The sequence below is a fragment of the Streptomyces sp. NPDC051217 genome (assembly GCF_044455465.1).
GTDB lineage: Bacteria > Actinomycetota > Actinomycetes > Streptomycetales > Streptomycetaceae > Streptomyces.
The window spans coordinates 167,602-186,544 of sequence record NZ_JBITEV010000005.1 but is presented as its reverse complement, the minus strand read 5'-3'; the positions used below and the strand labels follow the sequence as shown (position 1 = coordinate 186,544).

Annotated in this window: 18 protein-coding genes and 7 tRNA genes; 12 read left to right on the top strand and 13 right to left on the bottom strand. The window is 70.7% G+C overall.

Going from position 1 to position 18,943, the window contains the following annotated elements; translation table 11 throughout:
• Entirely contained in the window at positions 1–303 is a 303-nt protein-coding gene (locus tag ACIBBB_RS14295) for a zf-TFIIB domain-containing protein (protein WP_398981625.1), read from the top strand.
• A 55-nt stretch (positions 304–358) separates the two neighbouring features.
• Here ACIBBB_RS14295 and ACIBBB_RS14290 read toward each other — a convergent pair.
• The 5 genes from ACIBBB_RS14290 to ACIBBB_RS14270 form a co-directional block, all read right to left on the bottom strand.
• Positions 359–430, bottom strand: a tRNA-Val gene (locus ACIBBB_RS14290).
• A 23-nt stretch (positions 431–453) separates the two neighbouring features.
• Positions 454–525 (bottom strand) — tRNA-Val (locus tag ACIBBB_RS14285).
• A gap of 20 nt (positions 526–545) precedes the next feature.
• Positions 546–617, bottom strand: a tRNA-Val gene (locus ACIBBB_RS14280).
• Position 618: 1 nt separating this feature from the next.
• Positions 619–692 (bottom strand) — tRNA-Cys (locus ACIBBB_RS14275).
• A gap of 35 nt (positions 693–727) precedes the next feature.
• Positions 728–800, bottom strand: a tRNA-Gly gene (locus ACIBBB_RS14270).
• A 179-nt stretch (positions 801–979) separates the two neighbouring features.
• Here ACIBBB_RS14270 and ACIBBB_RS14265 point away from each other — a divergent pair.
• The 3 genes from ACIBBB_RS14265 to ACIBBB_RS14255 are packed head-to-tail and all read left to right on the top strand — an operon-like array spanning position 980 to position 3,739.
• On the top strand, positions 980–2,035 hold the full coding sequence (locus tag ACIBBB_RS14265) for a chorismate-binding protein (protein WP_398981623.1): 1,056 nt from the start codon (positions 980–982) through the stop codon (positions 2,033–2,035).
• Positions 2,036–2,857: an aminotransferase class IV gene (locus tag ACIBBB_RS14260; RefSeq protein WP_398981621.1), complete on the top strand. Its 822-nt coding sequence runs from the start codon at positions 2,036–2,038 to the stop codon at positions 2,855–2,857.
• A gap of 42 nt (positions 2,858–2,899) precedes the next feature.
• Positions 2,900–3,739, top strand: a complete 840-nt coding sequence (locus ACIBBB_RS14255; protein ID WP_398981619.1) for a GNAT family N-acetyltransferase — start codon at positions 2,900–2,902, stop codon at positions 3,737–3,739.
• Between the two features lie 53 nt (positions 3,740–3,792).
• Here ACIBBB_RS14255 and ACIBBB_RS14250 read toward each other — a convergent pair whose 3' ends face one another.
• A complete protein-coding gene (locus tag ACIBBB_RS14250) occupies positions 3,793–4,305 on the bottom strand; it encodes a DsbA family protein (RefSeq protein ID WP_398981617.1) in 513 nt (170 codons plus the stop codon).
• A 207-nt stretch (positions 4,306–4,512) separates the two neighbouring features.
• Here ACIBBB_RS14250 and ACIBBB_RS14245 point away from each other — a divergent pair, with 207 nt between their 5' ends.
• Positions 4,513–4,974 carry a hypothetical protein gene (locus ACIBBB_RS14245; protein ID WP_398981615.1) on the top strand — a complete coding sequence of 154 codons (462 nt, stop codon included), beginning with the start codon at positions 4,513–4,515 and terminating at the stop codon, positions 4,972–4,974.
• Positions 4,975–5,102: 128 nt separating this feature from the next.
• Positions 5,103–5,255 carry a hypothetical protein gene (locus tag ACIBBB_RS14240; RefSeq protein ID WP_189109258.1) on the top strand — a complete coding sequence of 51 codons (153 nt, stop codon included), beginning with the start codon at positions 5,103–5,105 and terminating at the stop codon, positions 5,253–5,255.
• A 3-nt stretch (positions 5,256–5,258) separates the two neighbouring features.
• Here ACIBBB_RS14240 and ACIBBB_RS14235 read toward each other — a convergent pair whose 3' ends face one another.
• The gene (locus tag ACIBBB_RS14235; protein WP_398981613.1) at positions 5,259–5,816 is read right to left on the bottom strand and encodes a CGNR zinc finger domain-containing protein; all 558 of its coding nucleotides are present in this window, start codon (positions 5,814–5,816) and stop codon (positions 5,259–5,261) included.
• 198 nt (positions 5,817–6,014) lie between these two features.
• A complete protein-coding gene (locus tag ACIBBB_RS14230) occupies positions 6,015–6,428 on the bottom strand; it encodes an SsgA family sporulation/cell division regulator (protein WP_023542925.1) in 414 nt (137 codons plus the stop codon).
• 190 nt (positions 6,429–6,618) lie between these two features.
• Here ACIBBB_RS14230 and ACIBBB_RS14225 point away from each other — a divergent pair, with 190 nt between their 5' ends.
• Both ACIBBB_RS14225 and ACIBBB_RS14220 read left to right on the top strand, forming a co-directional pair.
• Positions 6,619–7,077: a TIGR02611 family protein gene (locus tag ACIBBB_RS14225; protein ID WP_398981610.1), complete on the top strand. Its 459-nt coding sequence runs from the start codon at positions 6,619–6,621 to the stop codon at positions 7,075–7,077.
• Between the two features lie 55 nt (positions 7,078–7,132).
• A tRNA-Val gene (locus tag ACIBBB_RS14220) sits at positions 7,133–7,204 on the top strand.
• Between the two features lie 78 nt (positions 7,205–7,282).
• Here the strand turns inward: ACIBBB_RS14220 and ACIBBB_RS14215 are convergent.
• On the bottom strand, positions 7,283–9,745 hold the full coding sequence (locus ACIBBB_RS14215; RefSeq protein ID WP_398981608.1) for an SCO7613 C-terminal domain-containing membrane protein: 2,463 nt from the start codon (positions 9,743–9,745) through the stop codon (positions 7,283–7,285).
• A gap of 92 nt (positions 9,746–9,837) precedes the next feature.
• Here ACIBBB_RS14215 and ACIBBB_RS14210 point away from each other — a divergent pair, with 92 nt between their 5' ends.
• Both ACIBBB_RS14210 and ACIBBB_RS14205 read left to right on the top strand, forming a co-directional pair.
• Positions 9,838–10,293 carry an SRPBCC family protein gene (locus ACIBBB_RS14210; RefSeq protein ID WP_398981606.1) on the top strand — a complete coding sequence of 152 codons (456 nt, stop codon included), beginning with the start codon at positions 9,838–9,840 and terminating at the stop codon, positions 10,291–10,293.
• 39 nt (positions 10,294–10,332) lie between these two features.
• Positions 10,333–10,404: transfer RNA gene (locus ACIBBB_RS14205), tRNA-Val, on the top strand.
• An 86-nt stretch (positions 10,405–10,490) separates the two neighbouring features.
• Here the strand turns inward: ACIBBB_RS14205 and ACIBBB_RS14200 are convergent.
• On the bottom strand, positions 10,491–11,216 hold the full coding sequence (locus tag ACIBBB_RS14200; RefSeq protein WP_398981604.1) for an exonuclease domain-containing protein: 726 nt from the start codon (positions 11,214–11,216) through the stop codon (positions 10,491–10,493).
• A 194-nt stretch (positions 11,217–11,410) separates the two neighbouring features.
• On the opposite strand from ACIBBB_RS14200, the gene thrS reads away from it, so the two are divergent.
• Complete coding sequence (gene thrS / locus ACIBBB_RS14195; RefSeq protein ID WP_398981602.1) at positions 11,411–13,393, top strand: threonine--tRNA ligase; 1,983 nt, start codon at positions 11,411–11,413, stop codon at positions 13,391–13,393.
• Positions 13,394–13,430: 37 nt separating this feature from the next.
• On the opposite strand, the gene ACIBBB_RS14190 is transcribed toward thrS, so the two are convergent.
• Positions 13,431–14,156, bottom strand: a complete 726-nt coding sequence (locus ACIBBB_RS14190) for a potassium channel family protein (protein ID WP_398981600.1) — start codon at positions 14,154–14,156, stop codon at positions 13,431–13,433.
• Between the two features lie 66 nt (positions 14,157–14,222).
• On the opposite strand from ACIBBB_RS14190, the gene ACIBBB_RS14185 reads away from it, so the two are divergent.
• Positions 14,223–14,789: an HIT family protein gene (locus tag ACIBBB_RS14185; RefSeq protein WP_398981598.1), complete on the top strand. Its 567-nt coding sequence runs from the start codon at positions 14,223–14,225 to the stop codon at positions 14,787–14,789.
• A 6-nt stretch (positions 14,790–14,795) separates the two neighbouring features.
• On the opposite strand, the gene ACIBBB_RS14180 is transcribed toward ACIBBB_RS14185, so the two are convergent.
• Together ACIBBB_RS14180 and ACIBBB_RS14175 are read right to left on the bottom strand one after the other, a co-directional pair.
• Positions 14,796–16,451 carry a hypothetical protein gene (locus tag ACIBBB_RS14180; RefSeq protein ID WP_398981596.1) on the bottom strand — a complete coding sequence of 552 codons (1,656 nt, stop codon included), beginning with the start codon at positions 16,449–16,451 and terminating at the stop codon, positions 14,796–14,798.
• Between the two features lie 169 nt (positions 16,452–16,620).
• A complete protein-coding gene (locus tag ACIBBB_RS14175; RefSeq protein WP_398981594.1) occupies positions 16,621–18,834 on the bottom strand; it encodes an elongation factor G-like protein EF-G2 in 2,214 nt (737 codons plus the stop codon).
• Positions 18,835–18,943 lie beyond the last annotated feature (109 nt).

Genomic DNA, 18,943 nt, shown 5'->3' with positions numbered 1-18,943 from the left:
ATGCAGTGCCCCAAGTGTCATGCAGCGATGCATACCTACAACCGCAACGGTGTCCAGATAGAGCAGTGCAGCGGCTGCCGTGGGATCTTCCTCGACTACGGCGAGCTTGAGTCCCTCACCCGTCTTGAGGCGCAGTGGGGACAGCAGGCCCCGCCGCCGCCCGCGGCGCCCGGCGGCTACCCCGCGCAGTCGGCGCCGGCTCCCGCGTGGGGCGCGCCGCACGGCGGCCACCACGGCGGGCACGGCGGCCATGGCGGGCAGCACCGTCAGAAGGGCTTCGGCCGGATGCTCTTCTCCTCCTGAGCGAGCCCCGGACACGACGAAGCCCCCGGCCGGATCGGCCGGGGGCTTCGGGCTGTGCGCGATACTGGGATTGAACCAGTGACCTCTTCCGTGTCAGGGAAGCGCTCTCCCGCTGAGCTAATCGCGCAGGGTGACCCCGCGTGTACTGCGTGCGCGATACTGGGATTGAACCAGTGACCTCTTCCGTGTCAGGGAAGCGCTCTCCCGCTGAGCTAATCGCGCGGGAATCCAAGTGGATCCAGTGGACGATACTGGGATTGAACCAGTGACCTCTTCCGTGTCAGGGAAGCGCTCTCCCGCTGAGCTAATCGTCCTTGGAGGTGGAGACGGGATTTGAACCCGTGTAGACGGCTTTGCAGGCCGTTGCCTCGCCTCTCGGCCACTCCACCAGGAGTACGGGGGCGGGAAGGGATCCCCCATCTCGAGCGGACGACCAGGTTCGAACTGGCGACCTCAACCTTGGCAAGGTTGCGCTCTACCAACTGAGCTACGTCCGCGTGCCGTTTCCCGGTCCCTACTGCGCGGCCCGGCGACGTGGTGAACTCTAGCGGATTACGGGGCGAGTACAAAAACGCGTTTGTGCAGCGTGCTGCCGTGCGTTCACGCTGCGGCACCTTCACGACGCCGTCGTGACACGCTCGCGGTGTGTCGGACGACCCGACCTAGACTCACCATCGTGCACGACCTTCCTCCGCTGGCCCGATTCGGTGATCTCGTCGCCACCGATCTGCGCGATGTCACCCGTGACCCGGAAGCCCTGGACTCCACCGGCTTCTGGGCCGTCGCCATGGACTTCGAAGGCCGTCTGACCTGCGCCCGGTTCGGTGACGTCCGCCGCGAACCGGTGCCCCCGGTCGTCCCCGGACAGTGGCGGGGCCCCGGGCCGGGCGACTGGACGTCCTCGCTGGAGCGGGCCGCGTACGTCTCCGCCGTACGGCGCGTGCGTGAACTCATCGCGGCCGGCGAGGTCTACCAGGCGAACCTCTGCCGGGTCATGACGGCGCCGCTGCCCGACCCGGCCGCGGCCGACGTCGACGCGCTGACCGCCCTTCTGGCGCGCGGCAACCCCGCCCCGTACGCCGGCACGATCCGGCTCCCCGCGCACGGCGTGGAGATCGCCACCGCGTCCCCGGAGCTCTACCTCCGGCGCACCGGCCGCACCGTGGAGTCCGGGCCGATCAAGGGCACCGGACGGACCGCCGCCGACCTGCTGGAGAAGGACCACGCCGAGAACGTGATGATCGTGGACCTCGTCCGTAACGACCTGGGCCGTGTCTGCTCCACCGGATCGGTGACCGTGCCCTTTCTCTGCGCCGTCGAGCCCCACCCCGGCCTCGTCCATCTCGTGTCGTCGGTACGCGGCGAACTCGCCGAGGGCGCCGGCTGGCCGGAACTGCTGGCCGCGACATTCCCGCCCGGGTCAGTCACCGGCGCGCCGAAATCCAGCGCTTTGAAGATCATCGGGGAGCTGGAGACCGCCCCTCGCGGGCCGTACTGCGGCGCCGTCGGCTGGGTGGACGCCGACCGCGGCACGGCCGAACTCGCCGTCGGGATAAGGACCTTCTGGATAGAGCGCGACCCGCCGCGGGGGCCCGTCGTCCGCTTCGGCACCGGCGCGGGCATCACCTGGGGGTCCGACCCCGAGCGTGAATGGCAGGAGACAGAACTCAAGGCTTCGCGGCTGCTGGCGGTAGCGTCGGGAGTGTACGAGGCGACGGGAAGGACCGGCTAGATGATGATCTGGGTCAACGGCGGACTGCGGGCGGCCGATGCCGCACAGGTGTCCGTGCTCGATCACGGGCTGACGGTGGGCGACGGAGTCTTCGAGACGGTGAAGTCCGTCCAGGGCCGGACCTTCGCCCTCACCCGGCATCTGGACCGGCTGACCCGCTCGGCGCGCGGTCTCGGACTGCCCGATCCCGACCACGACGAGGTGCGCGCGGCGTGCGCCGCGGTCCTGGAAGCCAATCCGGCTCCGATGGGCCGGCTGCGCATCACGTACACCGGAGGTCTCTCGCCGCTCGGCTCGGACCGTGGCGACACCGGGCCGACGCTGATCGTGGCCGTCGGGGAGACGAAGCGCCGCCCGGACACCACCGCGGTGATCACCGTCCCCTGGACGCGCAACGAACGCGGCGCGGTGACCGGGCTCAAGACCACGTCGTACGCCGAGAACGTCGTCGCCCTCGCCCGGGCCCGCGAACAGGACGCCTCCGAGGCGCTGTTCGCCAACACCGTGGGGGACCTGTGCGAAGGCACGGGCTCCAACGTCTTCGTCGTACTGGACGGGCAACTGCACACCCCGCCCGTCTCGTCGGGCTGTCTGGCCGGTATCACCCGGGCGCTGACGGTGGAGTGGTGCGGGGCCCATGAGACGCGGATGCCGTTCGACGTGCTCGACCGTGCCGACGAGATCTTCGTGACGTCGTCGCTGCGGGACGTGCAGGCCGTCCACCGCGTCGACGGCCGTGAACTGCCCGGCGCCCCCGGCCCGGTCACCGCCAAGGCCATGCGGGTGTTCGACGAGCGCGCGGCGAGCGACCTGGATCCGTAAAACCTGATGACGAGTGCCCGCGAGATGGGTACAACTCCCCTGATGACCACCACTCTGCGGCCGATCGGGCCGCTTCAGCAGACCGACGACGGTATGAAGTCACGCACCTACGACGTGTGTGACAACAGCCGCCCCGTGGGCGTGATCGAACTTGCCATGGACGGTGCCTTCGGCACCCCGGCGGGGGTCCTGCGCCAACTGCGGATCGACGAGGCCGACCGGCGCCGGGGCCGTGGCACGATCGCCGCGCTGGCCGCCGAGGAGGTGCTGCGCGGCTGGGGCTGCGGCCAGGTGGTCGCCTCCCTCCCGGCCGAGGCCGACGGCGTACTGCCGCTGCTGGAGACCCTTGGCTACACCGAGCGCAGCAGGAACATGCTCAAGGAGCTCGCCCAGGAGCCCCCGGTGCTGCGGTCCGGCGTCACGGGCAGACCGATGGACGAGGCGGAGTACGAGGTCTGGGAGGAGCACTCGCTCGACGGCTTCCGGCAGAGCTGGATCGACCGCGGCCTGCCGCCGGAACAGGCCCGCGCCAAGGCCGAGTCCAGCCGCGCCGACCATCTCTCCGAGGGCCTTGCCACCCCCGGAATCTCGATCGAGGTCCTGGTTCACGACGAGGACGTCGTCGGTCATGTGTGGGTGGGCAGCCGGGAGATCGCCCCCGGTGAGGACATCGCGTTCGTCTATGGCGTGGAGGTGGACGAGGGGCGGCGCGGCAAGGGCTACGGCCGCGCGCTGATGCTGCACGCCGAGCGGATCGCCCACCGTACGGGCAGGGGCATGGTCGGCCTGCATGTCTTCGCGGGCAACACCCCGGCGATCGGTCTCTACGAATCCCTCGGGTACGCGACCACGCACCACAACGTCTTCAAACCGCTGCTCTGAGCGGGCCACGGGTGGGGCACCGCTTCAGAGGAGCGGGTGTCACCCGGCAGCTGTCACCCCTCGGCGAGCAGCCGGTCCGCGATCTCCTCGATACGCGTCCGCAGCCCGTCCTGGCTCTTTCCGCCGTCGAGCCGTTCGCCGCCGATGACGTACGTGGGCGTGCCGGTCACGCCGATCGCCTTGCCCTCGGCCTGGTCGGCGTCGACGATCAGGGTGTGCCGGCCGTCGATCAGCGCGGTGTCGAACTCCTCGTCGTCCAGGCGCAGTTCGCGGGCGACCTCGACCAGCAGCGGCTCACCCCGGGTGGCCAGCTCCGCGTGGCGGGCCAGGACGGCCTCGGCGTAGGGCCAGCCCCGGCCCTGCTCCACCGCCTCCTCGGCCGCCTGGGCCGCGGCGAACGCGTGCCGGTGCTTCTCCAGGGGGAAGTGCCGCAGCCGGATGTCGAGCCGGTCCCCGTAGCGCGCCCGCAGCGCGCGCAGGTCCGTCAGGGCGGTGTGGCAGTCGGCGCACTCGAGCTCGCACCAGACGTCGAGCACGACGGGGCCGGTGGTGGGGGAGTCACTCATGTGACCAGTCTTCCAGGTCCCCGCCCGCGCTCCCGACCGGGACCTGGGGAGGAGGAGGATCCCGGAGATCTCCCTGAGGTGACTCCGCACCGTGGCCCGTACCCCGCCGGGGGGTGCAGGATGGAAGGGTCGACATGTCGGTGGGGGCCGACACGCGCGACGAGAGCCGACCACGACCGACGACGGCGCGCACGCCTGGAGGACCGGATGATTGCCGAGACCATTTGTTCCGCGGTGTCCGCTGCCGGCCTCGGCATCGCGGCGATCACCGCCTACCGCAAGCGTTTCCTCGCCGCGACCAGGATCGCGGCGTACTCGCTGGTGCCGGTCGCGCTCGTGATGACCGGGGTGGTCCAGTGGGTCGCCGACAAGGCGTTCAGCCCGACCGCCTGGGTGGGTGTCGGACTCCTCGGATTCTCGTGGCTGCTGTTCATGACGACACGGATGGTGGAGCGACGCGCCGGGGTCGGCAGCCGTAAGGAACGCAGGGCGGCGGCCAAGGCGGCGCAGCGCGACGCGGTCGCGCCGGCTGCCTCCGCGCCCTCGCTGGGCGCGTCCACCGCCCCCGCGGCGCAGCCGCGGCCGGCCAAGGCGAAGAAGTCCGGCGGCGCCGATTCCGGCGACGACTTCAGCGATGTCGAGGCCATCCTCAAGAAGCACGGCATCTGACCGGAAGCCCTCCCGGCGGCCCGACCGTCTCAGGGGTTGGACGTTTACCGGGAATCTGACGAACTCGCCTGATCGGGACGCGTGTTGGTTGTTCGGCGGCCCTTTGCCTGCGTCATGATCACCCCGCGATGCTCGATACCTCACGGGGCCGAACCCCCGCACCCACCGAAGAGCCGCGCGGTTGCCTCTTCGCGCTCTCCCAGCCGCCGTTGATGATCTTTCTGACGGTGATCGGCACCCTGCTGCTGATGGCGGCGATCCATGATCTGTTCCTGCTGTGACGCTCAGCCGGCCGCTTCTTTGCGGCGTGCGCGGTAGGCGGCCACATGCAGCCTGTTGCCGCAGGTGCGGCTGTCGCAGTAACGGCGGGAGCGGTTGCGCGACAGGTCGACGAAGGCGTGCCCGCAGTCCGGCGCCTCGCAGCGCCGCAGCCGCTCCTGTTCGCCCGCCACCACGATGAACGCGAGCGCCATGCCGCAGTCGGCGGCCAGATGGTCGGCCATCGACGCGTCGGGCGCGAAGTAGTGCACGTGCCAGTCGTAGGCGTCGTGATCGGTCAGCTGCGGGGTCGTCCCGGCGGCGGCCACCAGCTCGTTCAGCAGCTGGGACGCCTCGCGGGGACCGGCCGCGGCGAAGACCTCGGCGAAGCGCGTACGCACGTCCCGCACGGCCCGCAGATCGCGGGGTCCGAGGTCACCGACCCCGCTCATCCGATGGGCCTGTGCGAAGCCGTACAGGGCCTCGACATCGGCGAGCCCGTCCGTGCCGTCGGCCTCCGGGATGGTGTTCAAGAGACTGACGACGGTCTCAAGGGCATTGCGGGTGTCGTGGGGGACCTGCACGATTCGCTCCCTGGCCTGCTGCGGGCCGGTGCCCGCCGGGTTCCGCAGATCCTAGAGCCTGTCCGGAAAGCGGCGGAGCGCGCCGACGCCGTCGCCGCGGTGGTTCCGCGGCGACGGCGTCGGTGTTCGCCCGTATGAGGTTGTCCGCACGGCGCCGTCTCCCCGAGTCGGACGGCGCCGAGCAGCTGTCGGCCTGGCTCAGCTCTCGGCCAGGATGTGAGACAACTCTGTGTCGAGGTCGAAGTGGCGATGCTCGGTGCCGGGTGGCACCGCCGCGTCGGTTCGCTTGAGGAAGGATTCCAGGGCTCGCGCCGGGGCCTCCAGCAGGGCTTCTCCTTCGGGGGAGCTGAGTGCGATGCAGACGACTCCCTGGCCCTGGCTGCGTGAGGGCCAGACTCGGACGTCGCCGGTGCCGGTGGGCCTGTGCAGCCCCTCGGCCAGAAGGTCGCGGGCGAACACCCACTCGACCGTCTCCTCGGCTCCGGTGTGGAAGGTGGCGTGCACGGCATAAGGATCGGCCGTGTCATACCGCAGGCCCGCGGGTACAGGCAGTGAGGACTCGCTCGATACAACGAGGCGCAGGTGCAGCTCGCAGCTGACCGTGGTGTTCATAAGCGCCAGGGCCTTTCGCTCAGTGTGCGCTCGGGGATTCGCACGTCGGCGAAATCGACATGCCACCTACGGTGCCGTTGTAAACCCCTCTGTCTGTTTTGTGATCCTTCAGGTAGCTCGTACAGCGGTGCGTAACTTCGACTTATGCCGCCATTCCGGTGACGACCCGGCGTCCGGTAGGTTGGGAGTCATGCATGCGGAGAGTGACGAGCGGGGGGATGTCGTCCTACCGACGACAGGGAAATCCACGGCGGAATTGACCGCGGAGCCGCCGGAGCGGGAGCTCGGCTCACGCGCTCCCGGCTTTATCAAGAGTTCGAAGACGCTCCACGTGAGCTGGCAGGTCGGCGTATTCGTCGTCGGGCTCGCGGTGGTCGGTGTGGGTGTGGTGCTGCTGCCGCTGCCCGGTCCCGGCTGGCTCATAATCTTCGGCGGTATGGCGATCTGGGCGACCGAATTCGTCTGGGCGCAACTGGTGCTCCGGTGGACGCGACGCAAGGTCACCGAAGCGGCGCAGAAAGCGCTCGAACCCAAGGTGCGCCGACGCAACATCATCCTGACGACCGTCGGTCTGGTGATCATGGCCGTACTGGCCGGCATTTACCTGTGGAAGTTCGGATTCGTCATGCCCTGGAAGATCGACCAGTGACCGCGGAAGCGGTCCGGCGGAGGCACTGACATGGGGTAATGTTTGCCCTGCGTCCGGGCGATTAGCTCAGTGGGAGAGCGCTTCGTTCACACCGAAGAGGTCACTGGTTCGAAACCAGTATCGCCCACCCGGAATCGATGCCCCGGAGACTTCACCGTCTCCGGGGCATCGGCCGTTTCCCTACGTGATTCCGGCCGTCGGCCCGTCAGCGCATCCGGCCCAGGGACTCCCGGAGGCGCCTGGCGTCGTGCAGGCGCCGTTCGTAGGTCGCGCCCAGCGCCAGGAGCAGCAGTCCGGCGAGTGCGGGTGGCAGCCAGCGGGGCAGGGCGCCGACGACCTGGACGGCGTACGGCGCCAGCTCGTGCAGTGTGTCGAGGGCGAGCACGGTGCCGCCGAGGACCAGCAGCGCCTGGAGCCTCAGCCGGGCGCCGACGAGCGTGACGGCGAGCGCGGCGACACCCAGCGCCAGCGGGCGGAGCCAGTGCGTGTCGCCCCATGCGGCGGCGAGGCTCGGCAGGAGCGTCGCGGCGAGGCCGGGGCCGTACGCCGTCCAGGACGACGCCCCGGGGTCGCCGCGGCGCCGCAGGAAGCCCACCACGAGCGCGGGGACGGTCACCGGCAGGGTGTACGCCTCCGGGGTCGCCACCTCGGAGGCGTACAGCCGCACCCAGGTGGCCAGGACGAACAGCACCGCCGCGAGATACCCGGCGGCCGGGCGGCGGTCCGGGCGCAGCGCGGTGCCCGCCGCGACGACCCCGCAGAGGGCGAGCACGAGGGCGACGGTCTCCGGGTGGCCCGAGGCGAGGACGACGGCGAGGGGACCGGCTCCGGCCGCCGTCAGCTCGACCGGCAGGGCGACGGGACGGTCGCGCAGGCCCGCGCCGAGCAGGGCGACGACGGTGGGCACGGCGAGGACGACCAGGGCGATGTGCTCGCGCGGCAGCCCGGCGGACGCGCAGAGCGCGCACAGCAGGGCGACGGCCGTCACGACGGCGACGCAGGCGAGGAGCGCCTGGAAGGACCGCGCCAGGAGGCCGGCGCGGGTGGAGTCCGTGCCGGTGCCGGTGCCGGTGTCCGTTTCGGCGTCGGCCACGGCGGGGCCGAGGGCCACCGCGCCGCCGCAGAGCAGGGTGAGCAGTACCCCGAGGGTGATCAGCGTGGTCGTCTCCGTGGCCAGGGCCAGCAGCGAGACGGCGGCCGCGCCGACGAGCGCGCAGACCACGGCGGTCGTCGAGACCGGCGGCCAGGCCGCCCCGGCAGCCGACAGGCGCGGGTACACCGCGAGCGTCAACGCGCCCGCCGTCAGGGCGAGATGAGTCGCCACGGCCGCCCCGTACCCGAGGTCCAGCGCCCCGGGAAGCACCAGCACCGCGGCCCAGCCGAGCGCCGTCGCACCGCCGAGCACGGCCGGTCGGACGGAGGCGCTCAGATGTCGGTACGCGGCGGCGAGGAGACCTGCGGCGATCAGCAGCACCAGCGGCGCCGTTGCCATCGCCGACCACCCCGGATCCGTCCCGAGCGCCTCACGCGCGCCGCCCGGTGCGCCCGACCAGATGTCCTCGGCCCGGGACACGGGGCCCAGGACCGTCACGGCCACCGAGGGCAGCGTCCACAGAACGGCCCCGGCCACCACCGCTCCGGCGGCCGCGCCCAGCCCACGCACCGCCGCGCGGGGCAGTGGAGCCCGTACGGCCGTCAACAGGACCGCGCCGCACAACAGATACCCGACGACGGCCCAGCTGAGCGGTACGGAGGGACGCGGCACACCACCGGTCGCGGCGATCGCGGCCAGACCGGCCACCAGGCCGCCGGCGAACGAGACTCCCGGAACGCGCACGGCGACGAGGAGACCCAGACCGGCTCCGGCGAGCAGCGGTACGCCGGGCCGGGCGGCGTCGAGCGGGGTGTCGGCGGTCACCGAGAGACCGACCGCGACAAGCAGCGCCCAGCCGCCGCTCGCCCAGGCGGTGACACCCGCGATCGACCTGGCCGGCGCGGGCTTGGTCCACAGCACGATCGCCGTGTCGGCGGCGGCGGTCGCCAGCAGCGCCCACGCGAGGGCGAGTTCGCCCGCGCCGGCGGCCAGTGCCCAGAGCGGCAGGGGGAGTTGGGCGGTGAGGACCGCGGCGGGCAGCGGCGTCCGCAGCCCGTCGACCAGCAGTCCGTACCCCGCCCAGAGCGCGGCGAGTACGGCGCACACGGTGGCCGCGTAGCCGAGCGGATCCGCGTCGGGCAGTGCGACGCGGTACAGCGCGTAGGCGTCGAGGACCGTCAGGACCAGGGCCAGTGCGCCGACCGCCTCGGCGGTCGAGGCCAGGGAGCGGCGGAGCAGAAGGGCCGGGGCGGCGAGTGCGGCGACGGTGACGGTGCCCAGCACGACGGACCGGCCGCCGATACCTATGGACCCCCAGCTGACCACCGTGAAGGCGATCGCCGCGATGGTCAGCAGCACACCGCCCAGCGCGAGCAGGGCGTTCTGCACGCTCGGCGGGGATGTCTCGGGCGCCCGGGCGGCGGGCCGCGCCTGTGGGACCGGTGGTGCCACCGGTGTCAGCAGCGTCAACAGATAGGACCTGCGGGCGAGCAACCGCGCTCTGCGCGCCTCGATTCGGGCGAGTTCGTGATCGAGGACCGCGAGCTCCTCGGCCGGTCGCGGAACGTTTTCCATGGCCTGGAGTGTGGTCCGGGCCACAGCACGGGCCATCGGCTCTCGTACTCAGATACGTGTCTGAGTACGTGCGCGGGGCGCACACTTGCCCCATGGACTGGCATCACTTCCGCTTCCGCAGCGTCTGGGATCTCGACGCCGCCCCGGACACCGTGTTCGGCGTGCTGGAACGGGCCGGTGAGTACCCCGACTGGTGGCCCCAGGTCCGGGAGGTGACCCCTGTCGACGAGCGCGGCGGGACGGCCCGGTTCCGGTCGGTGATTCCGTACGACCTCGTCGTCCACGCCCGCGAGAGCAGGAACGACCCGCGTGCCCGCGTCCTCGAAATCGCGATGACCGGTGACCTCGAAGGCTGGGCGCGCTGGACCCTGAGCGCCCGGGGCCCCGGCACCCGCGCCCTGTACGAGCAGGAGGTCGTCGTCAACAAGCCGCTGCTGCGGCGCTTCGCCCTGCCCGGTCGGCCCTTCTTCCTCGCCAATCACGCGCTGATGATGCGGGCCGGGCGGCGGGGGCTGCGGAAGGTCCTCACGGGCGGCCATACCGTTTGAACGAAACCCGCCGAGACCTGTATGGTTCAGTCCGTTCCCGGGCGATTAGCTCAGTGGGAGAGCGCTTCGCTCACACCGAAGAGGTCACTGGTTCGAACCCAGTATCGCCCACCGGGAAAGGCCGGTCCGTCGCTGACGGACCGGCCTCACTGTTGTGGGGCCCGCCCCGGCCGCCGTATCGGCGTACGGCCGAACGGTCAGGCCACGACCGGCATTTGGGGCCGCAGTGGCCACGCCGGGTCCGCCGCCACCCGCGAGCCGCCGCGCGCGAACCACTCCTGCCGGCCGCGTGACTGCGCCGCGTGCCAGGCGGCCTGCCGGGCGTGCAACTGGGCCACGGTGAGCTGCTGTGTCGTGGTGGCGAACCGGCGCCCCAGCGACCGGACCACTTCCAGCGCCGCCGTCGCGTCGGCCGCGGCGTCGTGCGAGCCGTCCAGCACCACCCCGTACAGCGAACAGAGGTCGACCAGCCGCCGCCGGCCCTTGCGGACGGGGTCGAGATGCCGGTCGAGCACACTCGGATCCAGCACGCAGAACGGGGCGTTCTCCAGATACCGGGCCATTGACGAGCTGCGGTGGCGCCGCATCTCGCGGTCGAGCAGCGTCAGGCCGAACGGCGCGTTCATCACGACCAGCGGCCGGCCCGCCATGCACTGCTCGGCGAGTCCCCGGCCGACCTCCTCGATCACCGGAGCCGGCCAGCGGCCCGAGCGCTGGACCAACGCGTCGGTGAGACCGTGCACTTCGGTCGCCTCGACCGGCACCGGGACCCCCGGATTGACCAGCCAGCGGGTGACCCGGGCCCGAGCGCCCGATATGTCCTGGACGACGAGGGCGGCCGAGACGATCCGGTCCTCCTCGGCGTCGGTGCCTGTCGTTTCGATGTCGAATGCGGCCAGGGGGCCCTCGTACCAGTGCGTCATCCCTGTAACTCCTCACGCACGCTTGGCAGATGGCATCCGGCCGACTGCCCGAATCGGTGATACCCGCCCCCTTTGCGGCGTACGCCGGAGATGGCGGCACAATTCAACCGTTTAGCGAGTGGCCCCTCCGGCTCGGTACGATTCCCGTCGCGTAGGGAAACGAGCCCGCGCGCCCCGTGAGTCAGGAGAGACCGGTGTCAGATGTCCGCGTGACCATCGAACGCGATTCCGAGCGGGAAGAGCGCGTGGTGACGACGGGCACTACGGCGGCCGACCTCTTCCCCGGCGAGCGCACCGTGATCGCCGCCCGGGTGGGCGGAGAGCTGAAGGACCTCAGCCACGAGGTCGCCGACGGCGAGACCGTCGAGCCCGTGGAGATCTCCTCCGAGGACGGCCTGAACATCCTGCGCCACTCCACCGCGCACGTCATGGCGCAGGCCGTGCAGGAGCTGTTCCCCGAGGCCAAGCTGGGTATCGGTCCGCCGATCAAGGACGGCTTCTACTACGACTTCGACGTCGCCGAGCCCTTCACCCCCGACGACATCAAGGCCGTCGAGAAGAAGATGCAGGAGATCCAGAAGCGCGGCCAGCGGTTCTCCCGGCGGGTCACCACCGACGAGGACGCGCGGGTCGAGCTGGCCGACGAGCCGTACAAGATCGAGCTGATCGGGCTCAAGGGCAAGGCCGCCGACGCCGCCGAGGGTGCGTCGGCCGAGGTCGGCGCCGGTGAGCTGACGATCTACGACAACCTCGACGCCAAGACCGGCGAGCTGTGCTGGAAGGACCTGTGCCGCGGCCCGCACCTGCCCACCACCCGTAACATCCCGGCCTTCAAGCTGATGCGGTCCGCCGCCGCCTACTGGCGTGGCAGCGAGAAGAACCCGCAGCTCCAGCGGATCTACGGCACCGCGTGGCCGTCGAAGGAAGAGCTCAAGGCGCACCTCGACTTCCTCGCCGAGGCCGAGCGCCGCGACCACCGCAGGCTGGGCAGCGAGCTGGACCTGTTCTCCTTCCCCGACGAGCTGGGCTCCGGTCTCGCGGTCTTCCATCCCAAGGGCGGGGTGATCCGCAAGGAGATGGAGCAGTACTCGCGCGACCGCCACGAGGTGTCCGGGTACGAGTTCGTCAACACCCCGCACATCTCGAAGAAGAAGCTCTTCGAGACCTCGGGACACCTGCCGCACTACGCGGACGGCATGTTCCCGCCCATGGAGTTCGACGGCCAGGACTACTACCTCAAGGCCATGAACTGCCCGATGCACAACCTGATCTTCAAGGCGCGCGGGCGGTCCTACCGCGAGCTGCCGCTGCGCCTGTTCGAGTTCGGCACGGTCTACCGCTACGAGAAGTCCGGTGTCGTGCACGGGCTCACCCGCTCACGCGGCTTCACCCAGGACGACGCGCACATCTACTGCACCAAGGAGGAGATGCCGCAGGAGCTGGACTCCCTGCTCACCTTCGTCCTGGAGCTGCTGCGCGACTACGGCCTGTCCGAGTTCGAGCTGGAGCTGTCCACCCGCGACCCGGAGTCGGACAAGTTCATGGGCGAGGACGCGGAGTGGGAGGAGGCCACGGCGGCGCTCCAGCAGGCCGCCGACAAGCAGGGCCTGCCGCTGGTCCCCGACCCGGGCGGCGCCGCGTACTACGGGCCCAAGATCTCCGTTCAGGCCAAGGACGCCATCGGGCGGTCCTGGCAGATGTCCACCATCCAGGTCGACTTCCAGCAGCCGAAGCGGTTCGAGCTGGAGTACACCGCGTCCGACGGCACCAAGCAGCAGCCGGTCATGATCCACCGGGCGCTGTTCGGCTCGATCGAGCGTTTCTTCGCCGTACTCCTGGAGCACTACGCGGGCGCGTTCCCGGCCTGGCTGGCGCCCGTCCAGGCGGTCGGCATCCCGATCGGCGACGCGCACGTGCCCTACCTCCAGGAGTTCGCCGCGCGGGCGAAGGCCAAGGGGCTGCGGGTCGAGGTGGACGCGTCGGCGGACCGGATGCAGAAGAAGATCCGCAACCACCAGAAGGCCAAGACGCCATTCATGATCATCGCCGGTGACGAGGACATCGCCAACGGCGCGGTGTCCTTCCGCTACCGGGACGGGACGCAGAAGAACGGCATCCCGGCCGACGAGGCGCTCGCCGAGCTGCTGGACGTCGTGGAGCGCCGCGTACAGGTCTGAGGCGCGGGCGCGGGTCCGGTACGGCCTCCGGGAGGCGTCAGCTTCCCGGAGGCCGTACCGCGCGCCCTCCCTGGTCTCCCCGGTCGTCGCCCCGCTCGCCCCGGTCCACCGTCCTCGCCCGGTCCTCCCGGTCGAAGACCTGGATCAGCCACGAGGAGAACGAACCCGTCACCGCGCCCAGCAACGCCAGACCGCACACCATCAGAAAGACCGCGAACAGCCGGCCGAGTGGTGTCACCGGTGTCACGTCGCCGTACCCGACGGTGGTGATCGCCGAGCAGGCCCACCACACCGCGTCCCCGAAGGTCCGGATGGTCGCGCCCGGCGCACCGCGCTCCTGCTGGTAGACCGCGAGCGCGGAGGCGAAGCTGAGCAGGACGGCCGTCACACCCGCGTACAGCATCACCCGCCCGTACAGGCTCAGCCGTGGCTGGTCGCGGCGGCGCTGGAGCGCCACGTAGGTGCTCACGATCCGCACAGGGCGCAGCAGGGGCAGCAGAAGGACGACCGTGTCGAGCCAGTGCGTCGTCACGAAGCGGGCCCCCTGGCCGCTCAGCACCAGACGTACCGCGTAGTCCACCGCGAACAGCGCCCAGACCGCGAGGAGGAAGCCCAGCACGACATCACCCAGGAGCGGGTTCCGGCTGTCGTTCAGCACGAGCACCGCGTAACAGGCGAGGAAGAGCGGCGAGGCGATGAGCAGTGGCAGTTCGACGCGCCGCTCCCAGCCACGCGGGCGGTTCGCTCGGTTCCGGACATGCATCGCGCCAGCATGGCCGGGGCCGGTACGGGGCGGGCCCGGCGACACGCGTCACCGGGCCGAAGTCATATGCTGCACAGCATGACGAGTGAGCCGGAGCAGCAGATCGGAGTGGGCAACCCGGACGCGTTCCAGCGCCTTTGGACACCCCACCGGATGGCCTACATCCAGGGCGAGAACAAGCCCACCAGCCCGGACGCGGGCGACGGTTGTCCCTTCTGCTCCATCCCGCTCAAGTCCGACGAGGACGGGCTCGTCGTCGCACGCGGTGAGTCGGTGTACGCGGTGCTGAATCTCTATCCGTACAACGGCGGCCATCTCCTGGTCGTCCCGTTCCGGCACGTCGCCGACTACACGGAGCTGGACGACGCCGAGACCGCCGAGCTGGGCACCTTCACCAAGCAGGCGATGACCGCGCTGCGTACGGCCTCCGGGGCGCACGGTTTCAACATCGGCATGAACCAGGGCACCGTCGCCGGCGCCGGCATCGCCGCCCATCTGCACCAGCACGTCGTGCCGCGCTGGGGCGGCGACGCCAACTTCATGCCCGTCATCGCCCGTACCCGGGTGCTGCCCCAACTCCTCGCCGACACCCGGGTGATGCTCGCCGACGCGTGGCCGAAGACGGACTCGTAGCCCTCGCTACGCGTCGTACACGTCGACCTTCCTCGGCGACGGGTCCTGGACCGCGCCGCTGAGGAACGAGGAGCGGTTGCCGAAGCGCTCGGTGTCCACGCCGTTCTCGTCCAGTACGCGCATGGCCGCCGTGTGCGCCACCCGCAGCACCGGCGTGGCCGCGCGCATCGCGTCGTCGGCCATGAAGCGGTGGCGCCACGGCTTCTCCGCCCAGGCGTGCCGCAGACCGAACGGTTCGGGCAGGGCGAGCTTGCCGCCGAGGAAGTCGAGGATCGGCGGGTACCAGGTGAACGGCGCGCGGACGGCGAGCCGTACCGCCTCCTTCGGCTCCACCAACGGCAGGTTGCGTGTCGTGGTCTCCCAGAACCGGATCGTCTTGGCCACCGTGACCGTCTTGGGCGACGGCTTCGTGGTGAAGAGCGAGTGCACCGGACCGAGGGCGTGGCCTGTCACCTCGATGCGCAGTGTCTCGTGCAGGACCGTCACCGTGATCATCATGGTGATGATCAACTGGCCGTCCCAGAGGGTGAACTGGACCCCCAGATAGTGCCGGTCGCCGCTGCCGAACTGCTGGTGGTTGCAGATCCGCTGTATCTCATGGCCCTTGACCTGGAACGTCTCCACGTCCTGGCCCTCGGGCCTGCTGACCGATCCGGCGTTCTCGCCGACCGGCCGTACGATCCAGTGCTTCACCTCGGGCTTGGGGAAACCACCCGAGTTGAGCGGGCCGCGCTCCAGCATTTTCAGCTGGTCGTGCATCGCCCGTATCACGTCGTAACTGCGGAACTGGTGGATGTCCTTGCCGGCCTCCTTGGGAACCAGCTCCTCCGCGAGCTGCCAGCTGCCCCACCGGGTGCCCATACCCAATATGCCCTTGGGGCCCGCGTAGAAGACCGCGTTGGAACGCTGCTCGGCCGTCAGCTTCTCCAGCCCGTGGCGCAGCTCCTCCCGCGCGGTCTCGTCGGGATGCCCCGGAACCGCCTCGGGCACCTTGGCGCCGAGGCCACCGCCCGACAGGAGGTCGCTCCAGCGGGCGCGCAGGTCCTTGGCCGTCGCCTCGCAGATCCGCTTGGCGACCAGCCAGCCGATGACGGGCGCCACGATCACACCGCGCAGATACCAGCCGAGGAGCCCTGTGAACGGCAGCGCGACCAGGAAGACCACGGCCAGCGCGGCGACGCCGAGCAGCAGCGCGCCGCCGATCGCGCCGGCCTTCTTGTCCTTCGACCCGGCCAGCGTCCTGCGCAGCTGGAAGACGCCGAGCCACAGCAGCGCCCCCGGCAGGAACAGCAGGCCGAACACCACGGTCACCAGAGTGAGCCGGGTGTCGCGCTCCTTGCGGATGCGGATCGCCGCCAGACAGTGCTCGACCACCGACTGCGGTTCCATACCGAAGGACTGGATGAGCGCGGCACGGCCGCCACCGAGCATCCGCGTCTGCACCGCGCGCGAGAACGCCTCGCCCAGATTCGGCTCGAAGAGCGAGACCTTGCCCTTCTTCACCGTCGACTTGTGCCACTCGCTGTCGGCCTTGAGGATCTCCTCGATCGGACTGTCGCGGTACGCCGCCGAGGCCAGGGCATGCGTCGCCGCCGTCTGACCCGCCGACCCCTGGAGCGGAACCTGAGCTCCCGGAGAGAAATCGAATCCGTCCTGCGCCACTGTCCGCCCCCATCGCCGCGAGCATCCGCTGCTGCGCCCTTTTCCCAACTACCGTGCCCCGCACACCTGCTGAGCTGGGGCGCATCACAGCGTAACCCGGGGGGCACCCCCCGCGTCAGGGAGAACCCGGCCCCGGCACCGTGCGGATCCCGTGGCCGGGGCGCCGTCTTCAGGCCACCACCCCGGCGTCGGCGCTCTCCCGGATACGGTCGGCCACGTGCGCCGGCATCGCCTCGTGCCGGGCGTACGAGCGGCTGAACCGCCCCGTGCCGTGCGAGACCGACCGCAGATCTATCGCGTACCTGCCGATCTCGATCTCCGGCACCTCCGCCCGTACGACCGTCCGTCCCGCCCCGGCCTGATCGGTGCCGACCACCCGGCCGCGCCGCCCCGACAGGTCGCTCATCACGGGGCCCACGTACTCGTCCGGGACCACGACCTCCACGGTGGCGACCGGCTCCAGCAGTTCGATACGCGCCTGCTCGGACGCCTCACGCAGCGCGAGCGCGCCCGCCGTCTGGAAAGCACCGTCGGAGGAGTCCACCGAGTGCGACTTCCCGTCCACCAGCGTCACCCGTACGTCGACCAGTGGATGGCCGGCGGCGACCCCGCGCGCGGCCTGCGCCCGTACGCCCTTCTCCACGGCGGGGATGAACTGCCGCGGCACCGCGCCCCCGACGACCCGGTCGACGAATTCGACGCCGGAGCCCACGGGCAGCGGGTCGACCTCGATCTCGCAGATCGCGAACTGGCCGTGGCCGCCGGACTGTTTGACGAGCCTGCCGCGCCCCGACGCCCGCTCGCCGAAGGTCTCCCGGAGCGACACCTTGTGCGGTACGACGTCCACCTGGACGCCGTACCGGTCGCGCAGCCGCTCCAGGGCCACGTCCATGTGCGCCTCGCCGAGGCACCAGAGGACGACCTGACGGGTCGCCGGGTTCTGCTCCAGACGCATCGTCGGATCCTCGGCGGCGAGCCGGGCGAGCCCCTGCGACAGCTTGTCCTCGTCCGACGCGCTGTGCGCCTCCACGGCGAGCGGCAGGAGCGGATCGGGCATTGTCCACGGCCGCATCAGCAGCGGGTCGTCCCTCGCGGAGAGCGTGTCGCCCGTCTCGGCGTGCGACAGCTTCGCCACACACGCCAGATCGCCCGCGATACAGCTGTCCAGGATCCGCTGCTGCTTGCCGAAGGGCGCCGACAGCGCGCCGATCCGCATCTCCACGTCGTGGTCCTCGTGTCCGCGGTCGGCGAGCCCGTGCCCGGAGACATGCACCGTCTCGTCGGGCCGCAGCGTGCCGGAGAAGACCCGGACGAGGGAGAGCCTGCCCACGTACGGGTCGGACGCCGTCTTGACCACCTCGGCGACAAGCGGGCCGCCCGGATCGCAGCTCGGGCGCGGGCGTGCCGAGCCGTGCGGGGTCGTCACCTCGGGCGCGCGGCGCTCCAGAGGGGTGGGGAAGCCCCGGGTGATCAAGTCGAGCAACTCGACCGTGCCGAGGCCCTGGCGCGCTCCGCCGGCGGCCGGCGCCGCCGCGAGGACGGGGTGGAAGACACCGCGGGCGACGGCCTTCTCCAGATCGTCCACGAGCGTCCGCTCGTCGATCTCGGCGCCGCCCAGATAGCGCTCCATCAGGGTCTCGTCCTCGCTCTCGGCGATGATCCCCTCGATGAGCCGGTCCCGGGCCGCGTCGATGAGCGGCAGCCGGCCGGGGTCGGGCGCGAGCACCTCGCGGGTGCCGGACGAGTAGTCGTAGATCTTGCGCGTGAGCAGTCCGGTGAGCCCGGTGACCGGCGCGTGCCCGTCGGGGCCCTCGGCGCCGTACACAGGGAGATACAGGGGCAGGACGGCGTCGGGGTCGTCACCGCCGAAGATCCCGCCGCAGACCCGCGTCAGCTCGTCGAAGCCCGTGCGGGCGGTCTCCAGATGCGTCACGACGATCGCACGCGGCATGCCGACGGCGGCGCACTCCTCCCACATCGCGCGGGTGGAGCCCGCCACCGCCTCCGCCTCCTGGGCGGCCGAGACAACGAAAAGAGCCGCGTCCGCGGCGCGCAGACCGGCCCTCAGCTCCCCGACGAAATCCGCGTAGCCGGGGGTGTCCAGCAGATTGATCTTGTACTCTCCCCAGTCCAGTGGGACGAGGGACAGCTGTACGGAACGTTGTTGCCGGTGCTCGATCTCGTCGTAGTCCGAGACGGTGCCGCCGTCCTCCACGCGGCCCGCCCGGGTGAGAGCCCCGGCGGTCAGCGCCAGGGCCTCGACCAGAGTCGTCTTGCCGGATCCGCTGTGGCCGACCAGCGCCACGTTCCGTACCGAGGAGGGCCGGCCGACCGTTGTCGCCCTGCCGGCGGCCCCGGGATGTCCGTTCGACTTGTCGCCCATGATCATGCCTCCCGATCGATCGCACGGTGAGGAGTCGGGCGCGGGCAAGTGGGGGCCGCGCGTGGCAGCTCCTGCGATGCCCACGGTGGTCCTTCGAGCTTTCCACTCG

Coding starts and splice junctions, on each gene's coding strand:
- ACIBBB_RS14295 (WP_398981625.1), top strand. CDS start 1: ATGCAGTGCCCCAAGTGTCATGCAGCGATGCATACCTACAACCGCAAC.
- ACIBBB_RS14260 (WP_398981621.1), top strand. CDS start 2,036: ATGATGATCTGGGTCAACGGCGGACTGCGGGCGGCCGATGCCGCACAG.
- ACIBBB_RS14255 (WP_398981619.1), top strand. CDS start 2,900: ATGACCACCACTCTGCGGCCGATCGGGCCGCTTCAGCAGACCGACGAC.
- ACIBBB_RS14250 (WP_398981617.1), bottom strand. CDS start 4,305: ATGAGTGACTCCCCCACCACCGGCCCCGTCGTGCTCGACGTCTGGTGC.
- ACIBBB_RS14245 (WP_398981615.1), top strand. CDS start 4,513: ATGATTGCCGAGACCATTTGTTCCGCGGTGTCCGCTGCCGGCCTCGGC.
- ACIBBB_RS14240 (WP_189109258.1), top strand. CDS start 5,103: ATGCTCGATACCTCACGGGGCCGAACCCCCGCACCCACCGAAGAGCCG.
- ACIBBB_RS14230 (WP_023542925.1), bottom strand. CDS start 6,428: ATGAACACCACGGTCAGCTGCGAGCTGCACCTGCGCCTCGTTGTATCG.
- ACIBBB_RS14225 (WP_398981610.1), top strand. CDS start 6,619: ATGCATGCGGAGAGTGACGAGCGGGGGGATGTCGTCCTACCGACGACA.
- ACIBBB_RS14215 (WP_398981608.1), bottom strand. CDS start 9,745: ATGGAAAACGTTCCGCGACCGGCCGAGGAGCTCGCGGTCCTCGATCAC.
- ACIBBB_RS14210 (WP_398981606.1), top strand. CDS start 9,838: ATGGACTGGCATCACTTCCGCTTCCGCAGCGTCTGGGATCTCGACGCC.
- ACIBBB_RS14200 (WP_398981604.1), bottom strand. CDS start 11,216: ATGACGCACTGGTACGAGGGCCCCCTGGCCGCATTCGACATCGAAACG.
- ACIBBB_RS14190 (WP_398981600.1), bottom strand. CDS start 14,156: ATGCATGTCCGGAACCGAGCGAACCGCCCGCGTGGCTGGGAGCGGCGC.
- ACIBBB_RS14185 (WP_398981598.1), top strand. CDS start 14,223: ATGCTGCACAGCATGACGAGTGAGCCGGAGCAGCAGATCGGAGTGGGC.
- ACIBBB_RS14175 (WP_398981594.1), bottom strand. CDS start 18,834: ATGGGCGACAAGTCGAACGGACATCCCGGGGCCGCCGGCAGGGCGACA.